The following is a 13312-nucleotide window of genomic DNA, read 5'->3' on the forward strand; positions in this document are numbered from 1 at the left end:
GCAATGAACAACCTGCCAGTCGCGCTGCTGCTTGGCCTCGCACTGACATTTCCCGCCTGGGCGGACGATGCAGCCGCGTTGGATCGTAACGATCATCTGCCTGCAGCGCCCTATCTGCTCGCGGGTGCGCCGACGTTCGATATGACCGTTGCTCAGTTCCGTGAGAAGTACAACGCTGCTAATCCCAATGCATTGCTGCAGGAGTATCGCGCGATTGATAGTCGCGGCGATAAAAGCAATCTGACGCGTGCCGCCAGCAAAATCAGCGAAACGCTGTATGCCTCAACCGCACTGGAGCAAGGCACCGGCAAAATCAAAACCCTGCAAATCACCTGGCTGCCGGTTCCCGGCCCCGATATGAAAGCCGCGCAGGCTCGCGCCATGGATTACATGACCGCCCTGCTGCGCTTCTTCATTCCCGGCTTGTCGCCTGAAGAGGGGCGTAAAAAACTCGATTCCCTGCTGAGCGCCGGTAAAGGTGCGCGCTATTTTGCCCGCACCGAAGGTGCATTGCGTTTCGTGGTGGCAGACAACGGCGACAAGGGTTTGACCTTCGCCGTTGAACCGATAAAACTGGCGCTCGCGACGCCCTGATCGCACCGGCAAAAATGACGAAAAGCAAAGCCAGCAACACATTTGATCTCTATACTGTCTCGCAGACATCGCTGCCCGATGGCAGCGCTATTTCATGAATCGCGTTATGCGGAGGAAAGAATGCGACATCCACTGGTTATGGGTAACTGGAAACTGAACGGTAGCAAGCAGATCACCAAAGAGCTGATTGAAGGCCTGCGCAAAGAGCTGTCTGGTGTTGATGGTTGTGGCGTCGCGATTGCACCGCCAGCCATCTATCTGGACCTGGCGAAACACGCCATTTCCGGTAGCCACATTGCTCTGGGTGCTCAGAACGTTGACGTTAATCTGTCTGGCGCATTCACTGGCGAAACTTCCGCAGACATGTTGAAAGACGTTGGCGCGAAATACATCATCATCGGCCACTCTGAGCGCCGCACCTACCACAAAGAGAGCGACGAGTTCATCGCGAAGAAATTTGCCGTAGTGAAAGAAGCGGGTCTGGTGCCGGTTCTGTGCATCGGTGAAACTGACGCAGAAAACGAAGCGGGCAAAACGGAAGAAGTGTGCGCACGTCAGATCGACGCCGTGCTGGAAACGCAGGGCGCCGCGGCGTTCGAAGGCGCAGTCATCGCTTATGAGCCGGTTTGGGCTATCGGTACCGGAAAATCAGCTACGCCAGCGCAGGCTCAGGCGGTGCATAAATTCATTCGTGACCACATCGCGAAGAAAGATGCGGCTATCGCTCAGCAAGTGATCATTCAGTACGGCGGTTCGGTCAACGACAAAAACGCCGCTGAGCTGTTCACCCAGCCAGATATCGATGGCGCGCTGGTTGGCGGTGCTTCACTGAAAGCGGATGCTTTTGCGGTAATCGTGAAAGCGGCAGCAGCAGCGAAAAACGCGTAACTTAGCGTTTAGATGCAGATTAAGGCGGCTGATTAGCCGCCTTTTTTATTGGCCGCTATTAATTGCGTCCCTACGAAAAAGAGTTATTGCGGCAATATGCTGCAGTTATGATCCTGCAGCTCTTCCGCCGAACCGCTGTTCAGCTTCAGCCAGTTACGTTCCAGCGCCAGCAGCGCTAAACGGCCATCCGGCAGCTGTGCCAGCGCCAGGCCATATTTCCCCATCTCGCTGCGCGCATGCGGCACTTCATCCGCCAGACGGATAAACGCACTCTGCTGCGACAGCTCTTGCTTAGAAAGCGCCCGCACTAGATAACCATGCTTGCGCAGCGTTTCACTCTGCCACTGTGCATTCAGTCTCGGTGCCAGCGCATCCAGCTGCTGGCGCACATCCGGACGCAGACAGGAAATATGAATATGCAGCTGATTCTGCGTACGCCCGTATTGCGCATTGATGGCCAGCGACAGCGCGCTATCGGGAATGGGCGCGCCGTGCCTTTGCGCCAGTAATCCGCGCTGTTGCCAGGCTTCGGCAAACAGATTTGGTGTAGCAGGTTCAAGAATGATGGGACTTTCCATGCCGGTGATTTTTTCGACCGGCATCAGCAGATACTGCAACGGCCCGTTGAGATCTTTCAGCGTGACGTAACCCTGCGCGCTATTCACCTGCTGGCACGGCGCTGGGTTGCCCGTCGCCGCCATATTCGGCACGCACTTTTCGCTGATGATCTGCCATAAGGCGTTGGCGTTTTTATGGAAATGGATGGCGCCGGCGATCAGTCCGACAATCAACAGCACCAATAAAGCGGTAAGTAACTTCAGGGTACGACGACTGCCCTGCATAGCCCGATTCCTCTGTTCATCACCTGCCAGCATCCTCGCCTGGCAGGTGATGAAAGTCACGGACTAATCCTCCGCGCCACGCAGGATGGCGTCGAGTTTTTCTGGCTGCAAACGAATCTGCGCCGCACGACGATGCGCCTGCATCCCTTCGGTACGGCTCTGGCGCACCGCAGGAGCAGCGATGGCGACGATACCCTGATCGTCAATCCATTGATGCGTGCAGGTTTTCAGATACGCACCGACCCACAATCCGCCGGTGTAACGTGCCGCCGCCATGGTGGGCAGCGTGTGGTTGGTGCCGCAGCATTTATCAGAAAACACCACGCTGGCGTTTTGCCCGATAAACAGCGATCCGTAATTGCGGATGCGCGCCGCCAGCGCATGGGGATCGCGCGCATGGATTTGCAGATGCTCAGTGGCGATCTCATCGGTGTACGCCACCATCGCATCCTCGTCGGCACAGAGAACAATTTCGCCCTGACGCTGCCACGCCTCACCAGCCGTTTTCGCCGTCGGCAAGGATGCCAGCTGCGCCTCAATTTCCCGCAATGTTGCATGCGCCACGCGTTCGCTGGTGGTCGCCAGCCCAACACGCGTGCGCACGTCATGCTCCGCCTGCGCCAGCAGATCCGCTGCCAGCACGCGCGGATCAGCACTGTCATCGGCGACGATAAAGATTTCGCTCGGCCCCGCCAACGCATCAATACCCACTTTGCCAAATACCTGACGCTTCGCCTCATTGACGAAAGCGTTGCCCGGCCCGACGATCTTGTCCACCGCCGGCAGCGATGCGGTGCCGTATGCCATCGCGGCAATGGCCTGCGCACCACCAACTTTGAAAATGCGGTGCGCTCCGGCCAAGTGGCAAATTGCAATCATTGCCGGATGAGCGCCCGGCGGCAGACAGGCGATGATGTTATCGCAGCCCGCCACCACCGCTGGCACGATAGACATCACCGGCGCGGAGAGGATCGGATAGCGTCCGCCCGGCACATAGCAGCCCACGGTTTCAATCGGGATGATGCGATGCCCCAGATGAACGCCCGGCAACGTCTCAATCTCCAGCGGCTGCAAGGTGGCGCGCTGCGCTTCGGCGAAGCGGCGCACCTGCGCAATGGCAAACTCACTGTCCTGGCGGGTTTGATCGGCGAGTTGCGCCAGCGCCTGCTCGATCTCTGCTGCCGAAACTTCCAGCTGCTCCGGCGCGACACCATCAAATTTCTGCGAGTAATCACGCAGTGCCGCGTCTCCGCGCTGACGCACGTTGCTAATAATGTCGCTCACGGTGGCGATCAGGCTGGCATCCGCCTGCGCATCCTCGCCCGCGGCTTGCTTGATAAACTGCACGCGTTGTTTGCTCATGCTTCCGTCTCCGCCAGTTGTCCCAGTTTGATCTGCGCCAGCATCGCCAGGTGATCGTAAACCACCCATTCATCAACAATTTTGCCGTTTACTACGTGATAGTGGCTCATGCCCATCACCAGCAGACGCTGTCCCGTCGGTTTACCCAATTCGCCGTAGCCAAGATGATGCCCTTCCATTACCCAGCGCACCGCCACTTTGGTGCCGCCCTCTTCACATGGATTGGAGCAGATATGCTGCGGCATCCATGCGCCGTCTGGGATCATGCCGATCAGCGCCAGCGTCTGATGGATCACCGATGCCTGACCATATAACTCTTTCATCAGTGGGCCGTGCCACTGCACATTGCTGGCGTAAACCTCTTTCACTTTGCCCAGCATGCGTTTGTTGTAAATCTCGTGCAGCCAGCCCAGCACCTGTGCTTCGGTATCACTGTGCGCCAGCGTGTAATCCGGATCGCTTTCTGGCGGATACTGGCCGAGCAGACGACGGTTTTCGCCAATCTCCGTCAGTCGGAAACCCTTATCAAACTGCTCTTTCGCCATGTTGTACGCGATCTGGTCGGTATCCAGCCCCAATTGACGCATCAGCGACATGTTGTCGCTCACCACCCATTCGCGGTAAATCTTGTTTTCCAGAATCATGCAGTCCGCCACGGTGCGCGTGGTGAAGGTGCGGTTGGTGGGTTTACCGTATTGGCTTGATTGTGTATGGCGGCCGCTACCGGTGACCAGATGCGAGGTGTAGAAGCCGTCCACGTCGTTGCCGTTCCAAATCACCTGCGTTGCCATGCCGCGGCGTTCCGGGAAGGCGACCAAACGTTGCAAGGTATCGAGCACCACTTGTTCACGGGTATAAATGGTGCCCAATGCGTTGTATAACACGCAGTTATGGGTGTAATGGCTGTAGATCAGCCCGACATCGCGCTCATCCCAGATCTTGTGGGTACAACGCACAATGTAATCAACGATATCGGTATAGCAGGGATCGAAACCGCGCATTGGCTGCACCCGCGCACGGTTTTCTGGAACCAGATCGACAAAATCCCGTCGCTCAACCTGCAAAACCGGTTCGGCCTGGGTGCGTGCTGAGGTTTTTTCTGCGCTCTTTTCACTGGCGGTGGCTTTATTAGCCGTATCCGTTGTAGACATAAACACTCCTGCTTTTGACGAATTAAGGGTGAGCGCGGTCCTCGCAATCAAGCGCTGCCGATTCACCCGGCTGAATTCAGGGTGCAGAACGCCGTCGGTAATTAAGGGATTAATTACCGTGACGTGATGCGTTATTTAAAAGTGCTGATTAATCAGCTGAGTAGCTGTAACCAGATTGAGAGTTCATCAATACCTAAATATTCCCGCATGATGACGCCATCACGTAATTCCAAATGAGAAATACCGGAAATACACACTGGCTTGCGCGACGGCGGACCAAACTTTCCGTAGCCGTCATGCCAGCTCAACAGTGACCAGCGCAGGCTGATGCGCACCGGTTCGTTGGCATCGCGGCGCACCACCAAATGATGCAGCTGCGTTTCGCTGTCAGCGAATGAGGCGCGATAGCCGGAAAGGAAGCTGCCAATCTCCTGCTCGCCGGTAAAGCTGCTGTGGCCCGGTCCGTGCAAGGTGGCGGCGGGATGATAAACACCTGGCACCACACCGCTGTTGCCGCCGGCCCACATGCTGAGATAGCGCTCAATCAAACCCGCGATGGTTCCTTCGGCATCATCGCCATCCGGGCCGCCAGCCCAACGCGCTTCCAGCTCTTCGGGCGCGGGCATCTCCAGCCCTTGTTGCTGGCGCATCTGCGTTAGATGCTGGGCAAACTCCGCCACGTTGGTACCAATCTGCGCAAGAATGCCCGCGCGATCCTGCAGCAGCCACTCTTGCTCCACCAGCCCATCACGACAAATACGATCGGCGAAAGTACGTACCCAAACCGTTTTGCCACTCGGCGCGCCAAAGAAGCCTTCGCCCAGATGCTGAATACGTGCCTGCGTGCGCTGCGAGGCGTACCAACAGGTATCGCCTTCACGCGCGGTGAGAATATCTTCGGTCAGCACCTGACGCTGCGGGAAGCAATGTAACGCTTCCAGCGTCAAACGCATGAAATCGCTGAGTTCGGTCAGGCGCTTTTCCGGCGTGTGAAATACCACCGGCGTGGCGTAGAAATCAGCCAGCTGCCCGATATCCTTCTGCTCCCATACCACGTGGGTTAACGTCAGAATAAACTGCTGAATAGAATCAAACTGGGGACTGAAACCCGGCAATCGCATTACTCAACCTCCTCTGAACGAAATAGCAGCTGGCCGTTCTCTTCTACCACGCCGTGACGCGGACGCCGCGCGGAGTGGCGTACTACCAACGTGCCGGGAATAACAATTTGCTCGGGTGCCATCACCGCGCTGTCGATTTGCTGCATTAGCAGGCCAATGGTGCGTTGCACCATCACTTCAACCGGCTGACAGATAGACGTCAGCGCATACGAAGGCCAGCCCGCTGGACCAACATCGTCATAACCCACCACCGACACATCCTGCGGAATGCGCAGACCAAACTCGTAACGCGCCACATCCATAACCGTCAGCGCCATATGATCGTTGACGGCAAACACCGCATCGGGCGGCGTGCCGCTGCTGAACAATTGACGCGCCGCCTGTGCGGTTTGCTCGCTGTCGTTTTGACCCGCTAACACCGTGACGTCGATGTTGCGCGCGCGCAATGCCTCGCGAAAACCGTCCAGCCGTAGCTGATTTACCGAAGCGTTGTCCGCGCCGGTAATGCAGGCAAAGCATTGATGTTCGCCTGCCAACAGAAATTCGGCGATCTGACGTGCGGCGGCACGGTTATCGGTATTCACGCTTGACGCCATTTCGCTTTCGGCGGTGCGGTTGAACAGCACCACCGGAATGCCCGCGCCGTGGCACTCTTCGGATAAGGCATCGGATAACGCGCCGGATGCCAGCACAATGCCATCCACGCGGTACTGCATGATCTGATCGAAAATGCGGTCAACATTGCTATCCCGATCGCTGACGAACAGCAGCAGATGGTAGTTAAGCGCATCCAGTTCACGCCCCAACGCTTCCAGCACATGGGGATAAAACGGATTATCGAAACAGGAGATCACCACACCAACGATGCGCGAACGTGCGGTGTTCAGCGATCGCGCCAACGCGTTGGGTCGATAACCCAACTCACGGGCAGACTGCAGCACCTTTTCACGCGTGGCCGGTGAAATACTGGCGCCCGGCGTGAAGGTACGCGAGACCGCAGACTGTGAAACGCCGGCGTGCTGCGCAACGTGTTGTGAGGTCACTGGACCGAAGGTCTTACGTTTCATGGCGTTATCTTCCTGTTTAGCACACTGATGCACGGGTGACTGCCGGGCATTGTAGCCAATTTCATCAACCGGACTCACCTGCTTCGGTGTGTGTTTTTTACTCTTACACCTTTTTTGCATGCGTATGCAACACTCAATAACTTTTTTTTCACATTGCCAAGCATGCGCTTTACAAACATGAAATCATTTCGTAACTTCGCCCGTTGAATACGTATTCAATGCATGCAACATAACCGACCCGGACTCAGGATGAAACCCGCGTTTTTAGTCACTTATCTGCGTTGATAAGAGGTTTAACATGTTTCGAGCACTGTTTAGCCGTCCCGAGCTGTTGACGTTTTTCACCATGAGCGTGCTGTTTTTTATCTGCATTCACGGCTTCGATGCCTTCATGGCGCCTTACATGGTGAGATTAGGCATTGAACCGCAAACCATCGGCATGATTATGGGCGCCTCTGGTTTGGCGTCGCTGTGCATCCGTTTTCCGCTCAGCGTCATCTCTGACGTGATGAAAAATCGCAAAGTGTTTATGCAGTTCGCCCTGCTGCTGCCGGTGATTGCCTGGCCGCTGGCGTGGATGTTCCCCGCTGCGCTGACATTCTGGCTGGCCAAGCTGGCCTGCGGCATCGCTGCCGCGAGTTGGGTGCTCTATAACATCATTTTCATCCGCTATTTTCCTCGTGATGACGCGCCGGCTGCGGTGGCGCTGTTGGCATTGGCCGGGCCGATTGGCGTGTTTATTAGCAATGCCATTTGCGGTGCCGTTGCCCTATGGCTGGGCAGTACGCAGGCGTTTTTTGTGCCGGCGATTGCCGGTTGCCTGGCGCTGCTTCTCAGCCTGCGCGTTCGTGAAGAGGAAGATAGCCACAAAGCGCCGCACCTCAAAGCCTGTATCGACAGCGCTAAACGCCAGCTAGCGGACCGCTCAATTTGGTTTATTGGGCTGCTGGCGACGGTGGTGATTTTGGTCCCGTTTGCCACTCGCGACACGCTCACGCCCATATACGCTCAGCAGTTAGGTGCCAAGGCGGGCACGCTGGCAGTGCTGAGTAATATCCACTTGTTGTTTTATGGTGTGGCCGTGGCATTGTGCAGTTCCGTGTTTTATCAGCGGCTGGGCTTGGTTAACACCGCGCTGGTGGGCATCGGATTACAAATCATCTCGTCAATTTTCGTCCCTTTGACCAGCAACATGTGGCTGATTTACCTGTGGCAAGGTCTGGCCGGTTTTTCCTTTGGCATGGCGTTTGCCGTGTTTATGTCCTTGAGCGTGGTTAACACTTCGGAACATGAACAAACCACCCGGATGGGTCTGTTTCAAACCATCTATTCGTGCGGCATGTTTTTCGGCCCGGTGTTGATGGGCGTGTTGTTGCAACACGTCAATGTCTACGCGGGTTATTGGGTGATTGGTGGCTTGTGTCTGATCGCTGGCGTGTTAACACCGCTAGCGGCAAAACGGGTGCAGCAGCGTCAGTTGCCGCCAGCGGCACGTAAAGCGAGCGGCATGCTGTCGCAGGATGCGGTGAAATGAGTGCCGCGCGCCTGCAACCGCAGCGCAACAGTGCGGAAGAGGTTGAACGCCGCTTAGCCGCTATCAACGCAGGTCGCGCGCTCAACGCGATTATCAGTATTAATCCCCAGGTGATGAAAGAGGCACAGCGCTGCGATCGCTTATGGCGTAGCGGCGCGCCGGTTGGCGTGCTGCACGGCATTCCGCTGGTGATAAAAGATAATATTGATTGCGTCGGCATGGCTACCACGCTCGGCTGCCGGGCGCTGGCCGAAGCACAGCCACGTGAAGATGCGCGCGTAATTGCACGCCTGAGAACTGCGGGTGCGCTGATTCTCGCCAAAGCGAATCTGTCTGAGTTCGCCTTTGACGTACGTTCGCGCAGTTCGCTCGGCGGCGATGTGCGCAATCCCCTGAATCCACAGCTGACCGCCGGTGGCTCAAGCGGCGGCAGCGCAGCGGCGGTGGTGGCCGGTATGGCGGATGCGGCACTCGGCAGTGATACTGGCGGATCGATTCGCATTCCCGCGGCATGGACCGGTCTGGTGGGACTGCGTCCGGCATTTCGCCGCCGCCAGCTGCGCGGCGTCGCACCGCTTTCGCTCAGCAAAGACACCGTTGGGCCGATGACATGGTGCGTGGATGATGCGGCGCTGCTGCATCAGGTAACGCATGGGCTGCCGGTGCGCCCGCTAGCGCAGCGAACCTTGCGGGGTGTGCGGCTGGGTATGATTAACGATCTGTCAGGCGATGATGACGCGCAACGTCAGGCATTAGCACTGGCTTTCTCTCGTCTGCGGCGGGCAGGCGCCACACTGATTCCGCTGCGGTTACCGCTATCATCGCGCGTGGCGCAGGAACCTTGTCTCAGCCTGCGCGAATTCCATCCGGCGATGTCCCGCTGGCTAAGCAAAATGGACCATGCGCCTGCTTCGCTTTCGGATCTGCTGGCACGAGGCGAACATCTCGCCGAGTTCGATGAACTGCTGCAATTACACCTCACGCGCAGCGCGCTGGTGTGTGCCGCATGGCGCGAGCAACGCCGTTTTCAACGCCATTTGCGTCAGCAACTGCAACAGCAGATGCAGGATCAGCGGCTGGAGGCGCTGATTTATCCCACCAGCCAGCGCACTCCGATTTCACTGGAGAAGATGCCGCCGGGCTGGGCGCCGGAGCTGGCGGCCATCAGCGGCTTACCCGCCGTAACGTTGCCGTTTGGTCAACTAGCTAACGGTTTGCCGCTGGGGCTGGAACTGCTCTATCCAGCGCCTGATGAAGAAGCATTGCTGGCGCTCGCTTTGGCGATAGAGCGACTGTAAAACCAGAAAATTCATCATGTTAATCCCCGTTCTGCGGGGCTTTCTGCTGCCTGCAATTTGAAAAAACTGCGCACATTCTCACTTTTCATTTTTTCCCCTTTCAGCCTCTTTACGCTCTTTGCATACGTATGCAAATCTGATTAACAGCAATCAATGATGAGGAAAAGAGCATGGCAATCTGGTTAAAACAGGCGGCAGCGAAAGCAGAACGCCCACAGCAGCAACAGCGCGTTCGCAGCGATGTGGAAGCAGTGCTGGCGCAAATTGAAGCGCGCGGCGATGACGCGGTGCGCGAACTCTCGATTAAGTTCGATGGCTTTGCCCGCGATGATTTCCGCTTAACGCCGCAGGAGATCAATGCCTGCCTGCAACAGCTGACCAAACAAGATATTCGCGACATCGAATTCGCTCAGGAGCAGGTGCATAACTTCGCTCAGGCGCAAAAAAATTGCCTGACCGATTTGGCGATTGAAACGCGTCCGGGCGTGATACTTGGCCATCGCAACATTCCCATCAGCAATGTTGGCTGTTACGTGCCGGGCGGTAAATACCCGCTGCTGGCTTCGGCGCATATGTCGATCATTACCGCCAAAGTCGCAGGCTGCGATCGCATCGTGAGCTGCGCCCCGCCGTTTCACGGTAAACCGGCTGCAGCCATTGTTGCGGCGCAGTCGATGGCCGGCGCCGACGAGATCTATGCGCTCGGCGGCATTCAGGCGGTGGGCGCCATGGCGATTGGTACTGAGCGGATTGCGCCGGTAGATATGTTAGTCGGGCCGGGCAACGCGTGGGTGGCCGAAGCCAAACGCCAGCTATTTGGCCGCGTTGGCATCGACCTGTTCGCTGGCCCGACCGAAACGCTGGTGATCGCCGATGACAGCGTTGACGGTGAACTCTGCGCAACCGATCTGCTCGGCCAGGCGGAACATGGCCCCACCTCACCCGCGATTCTGCTGACCTGCTCGCGCCAGCTGGCGCAGGAGACCGAGCGCTATATTCACCAGCTGTTGCTGCAACTGCCTACCGCCGATGTGGCGCAACAAGCCTGGCACGACTATGGCGAAATCATTCTCTGTGCCGATCACGACGAGATGCTGGCAGAAGCCAACCGCATCGCTTCTGAACACGTGCAGGTGATGACCGATCGCGATGACTGGTATCACCAGAACATGCGCAATTACGGCGCGCTGTTTCTCGGGCCGCATACCAATGTGGCTTATGGCGACAAGGTGATCGGCACCAACCATACGCTGCCCACGCTGGGTGCATCGCGTTATACCGGCGGCTTGTGGGTGGGCAAATTTATGAAAACCTGCACCTGGCAGCGCGTCACCAGCGATGCGGCTTCGGCAGAAATCGGCGCTTACTGCTCGCGCCTGGCGCTGCTGGAGGGCTTTGCCGGTCATGCTGAACAGGCCAATATCCGCGTGCGCCGCTACGGCCAGCAGGAAGTGGCCTACGCCGCACCCGCGCCGGTTACGGTGAAATAAGGAGGCGCGCATGGTTCCGACTACCCCTTCATTTCGCCTGGATGGACAGCGCGCGCTGGTGACCGGCGGCTCGCGCGGTATCGGTTTTGCCGCCGCTATCGCGCTGGCCGACGCCGGAGCGCAGGTGTGGATTGCCGCGCGCGACGCCGATCGCCTGGCGCACGCCGTGCAGCAGGCGGCGAGCGCCGGCCTGACATTGCATCCGCTGCCGCTCGACGTCTGCAACACGCGCGCGGTGCGCCAGGCACTACACGATTTGCCGAGCTTTCATGTGCTGGTCAACAGCGCCGGGCTGGCGCGCCATCAGCCGTTTAGCGAGGTCAGCGAAGCCAACTTTGATGCGGTGATGGACGTCAACCTGCGCGCCACGTTTTTCCTGTCGCAGCAGGTCGCGACCGGCATGCAGGCCGCCGGACACGGCGGCAGCATTATCCATCTCTCTTCGCAGATGGCGCACGTCGGCGGCCCGCAGCGCAGCGTCTACTGCGCATCAAAAGCGGCGCTGGAAGGGCTGACGCGTGCCATGGCGCTGGAGTTGGGACGCGATGGCATTCGCATCAACACCTTGTGCCCCACCTTTATCGAAACCGAACTGTCGCAGGCCTCGCTGGCAGATGAAGCGTTTCGCCAGCAGACGCTGCGCCGCATTCAGATTGGTCGTCTTGGCACGCTGGAAGATGTGATGGGGCCGGTGGTGTTTCTGGCATCACCGGCCGCAGCGTTGATCACCGGCAGCGCGCTGAAGGTGGATGGCGGCTGGACGGCTTATTGAGGAACTCATTATGAAAGCGTTATTGCGTCGTGATGTGCTGCTGTTTTTCATTATTAGCTTGCTGTTTTTTATCAGCATTCACGCCTTTGATCCGTTTCTCTCCCCCTACATCATGTCGCTGAATGTCGAGGCGCGCGTGATGGGAATCATCATCGGCGCGACCGGATTGGCCTCGATGCTGTTGCGTTTTCCGACCGGCATTCTGTCGGACCGCTTTCGCCGCCGCAAACGCATTATCCAGATTGGCTTATTGTTTACGCTTATCGCCTGGCCGGTGGTTTACCTTTGGCCGACACCGGAAACACTGTTTATCGCCAAGCTCGCCGATGGCGTCACCAGCGCGACGTGGGTGGTGTATAACGTGATGTTTGTGGCTTACTTCCCGCCGCTGGAAGCCGCCGCCGCGATCGCCATGCTGAGCGTCACCTCGCCGGTAGGCACTTTTATCGGGATTTCGGTGGCGGGATTTATTGCCCGTCATTTCGGTGCCGAATCGAGCTTTTTGGTGGCGTCCGCTGCCGCGCTGCTGGCTTTTTTGCTGACATTCTTTATCCGTGAAAAACGCCCGGAAGCGATGCCCACGGCGCAACGTCTCTCTGCGGTTCGCACTCAGCTGCGTGATCCTTCGGTGTGGTATCTCGGCGGACTCTGTGCACTGGTGATGATGGTGCCATTTGCCACGCGCGACACGCTGACGCCGCTACTGGCAGAAGGCTTTGGCATGGCGGCCGCTTCGCTGGCGACGCTAAGCGGCATCCATCTGTTCTTTTATGCGCTGGCCACCGCGCTGTGCGCGCCCTTCTTCTATCGCCTGCTGGGCTTACGCAACACGGCAATTATCGGCGGCGTGCTGCAAGGGGCCGTAGCGATAGCCATGCCTTACGCGCCCAATATCTGGCTGCTGTATGGCTTGCAGGCGCTGGCGGGCTGTGCCTTCGGCATGATCTCCACCGTGCTGAATTCGCTGATCGTCACCCGCACGCCCGCCTGGCAGCAATCCACTCGCGTTGGGCTATATCAAAGCATCTACTCCGCCGGGATTTTCTTTGGCCCGGTGCTGGTCGGCTACATCAAATATTACTTCGCGATGCAGCAGGGCTTTATGGTGATTGGCATTATTTCATTGCTGTCGCTGCTGCTGGTGCGCCATGTGATGCGGATGGTGAATGCCCGTCCTGTGGCGGAGGGCTAAT

General features: G+C 57.7%; 12 protein-coding genes. 7 read left to right on the plus strand and 5 right to left on the minus strand.

Features of this window, described 5'->3' with window-relative positions; genetic code table 11:
• Positions 1 to 3 precede the first annotated feature (3 nt).
• Positions 4 to 594, plus strand: coding sequence for a YiiQ family protein (locus DEU53_RS20315; RefSeq protein ID WP_110868183.1), 591 nt, complete (start codon positions 4 to 6; stop codon positions 592 to 594).
• A gap of 120 nt (positions 595 to 714) precedes the next feature.
• Positions 715 to 1482, plus strand: a complete 768-nt coding sequence (tpiA, locus tag DEU53_RS20320; RefSeq protein WP_008109693.1) for a triose-phosphate isomerase — start codon at positions 715 to 717, stop codon at positions 1480 to 1482.
• 83 nt (positions 1483 to 1565) lie between these two features.
• Here tpiA and DEU53_RS20325 read toward each other — a convergent pair whose 3' ends face one another.
• The 5 genes from DEU53_RS20325 to DEU53_RS20345 form a co-directional block, all read right to left on the minus strand.
• Positions 1566 to 2324, minus strand: a complete 759-nt coding sequence (locus DEU53_RS20325; RefSeq protein WP_110868184.1) for a CDP-diacylglycerol diphosphatase — start codon at positions 2322 to 2324, stop codon at positions 1566 to 1568.
• 63 nt (positions 2325 to 2387) lie between these two features.
• A complete protein-coding gene (gene hisD, locus DEU53_RS20330) occupies positions 2388 to 3686 on the minus strand; it encodes a histidinol dehydrogenase (RefSeq protein WP_110868185.1) in 1299 nt (432 codons plus the stop codon).
• Positions 3683 to 4837, minus strand: a complete 1155-nt coding sequence (locus DEU53_RS20335; protein WP_110868186.1) for an ester cyclase — start codon at positions 4835 to 4837, stop codon at positions 3683 to 3685. Before DEU53_RS20335 ends, hisD (DEU53_RS20330) begins: the two co-directional genes overlap by 4 nt.
• 152 nt (positions 4838 to 4989) lie before the next feature.
• On the minus strand, positions 4990 to 5958 hold the full coding sequence (locus DEU53_RS20340) for a nuclear transport factor 2 family protein (protein ID WP_110868187.1): 969 nt from the start codon (positions 5956 to 5958) through the stop codon (positions 4990 to 4992).
• On the minus strand, positions 5958 to 7025 hold the full coding sequence (locus DEU53_RS20345; RefSeq protein WP_110868188.1) for a LacI family DNA-binding transcriptional regulator: 1068 nt from the start codon (positions 7023 to 7025) through the stop codon (positions 5958 to 5960). Before DEU53_RS20345 ends, DEU53_RS20340 begins: the two co-directional genes overlap by 1 nt.
• Before the next feature lie 298 nt (positions 7026 to 7323).
• On the opposite strand from DEU53_RS20345, the gene DEU53_RS20350 reads away from it, so the two are divergent.
• From DEU53_RS20350 to DEU53_RS20370, 5 genes are all read left to right on the plus strand, one after another.
• Positions 7324 to 8559, plus strand: a complete 1236-nt coding sequence (locus DEU53_RS20350; RefSeq protein WP_110868189.1) for an MFS transporter — start codon at positions 7324 to 7326, stop codon at positions 8557 to 8559.
• Entirely contained in the window at positions 8556 to 9857 is a 1302-nt protein-coding gene (locus DEU53_RS20355; protein ID WP_110868190.1) for an amidase, read from the plus strand. The genes DEU53_RS20350 and DEU53_RS20355 overlap by 4 nt, the downstream gene beginning before the upstream one ends.
• Positions 9858 to 10027: 170 nt before the next feature.
• A complete protein-coding gene (hisD, locus tag DEU53_RS20360; protein ID WP_110868191.1) occupies positions 10028 to 11347 on the plus strand; it encodes a histidinol dehydrogenase in 1320 nt (439 codons plus the stop codon).
• 10 nt (positions 11348 to 11357) lie between these two features.
• Positions 11358 to 12119 carry an SDR family NAD(P)-dependent oxidoreductase gene (locus DEU53_RS20365; RefSeq protein ID WP_110868192.1) on the plus strand — a complete coding sequence of 254 codons (762 nt, stop codon included), beginning with the start codon at positions 11358 to 11360 and terminating at the stop codon, positions 12117 to 12119.
• A 10-nt stretch (positions 12120 to 12129) separates the two neighbouring features.
• Positions 12130 to 13311: an MFS transporter gene (locus DEU53_RS20370; RefSeq protein ID WP_158527643.1), complete on the plus strand. Its 1182-nt coding sequence runs from the start codon at positions 12130 to 12132 to the stop codon at positions 13309 to 13311.
• Position 13312: the final 1 nt, after the last annotated feature.

Source organism: Pantoea sp. AG1095 (assembly GCF_003208415.1).
GTDB lineage: Bacteria > Pseudomonadota > Gammaproteobacteria > Enterobacterales > Enterobacteriaceae > Pantoea > Pantoea leporis.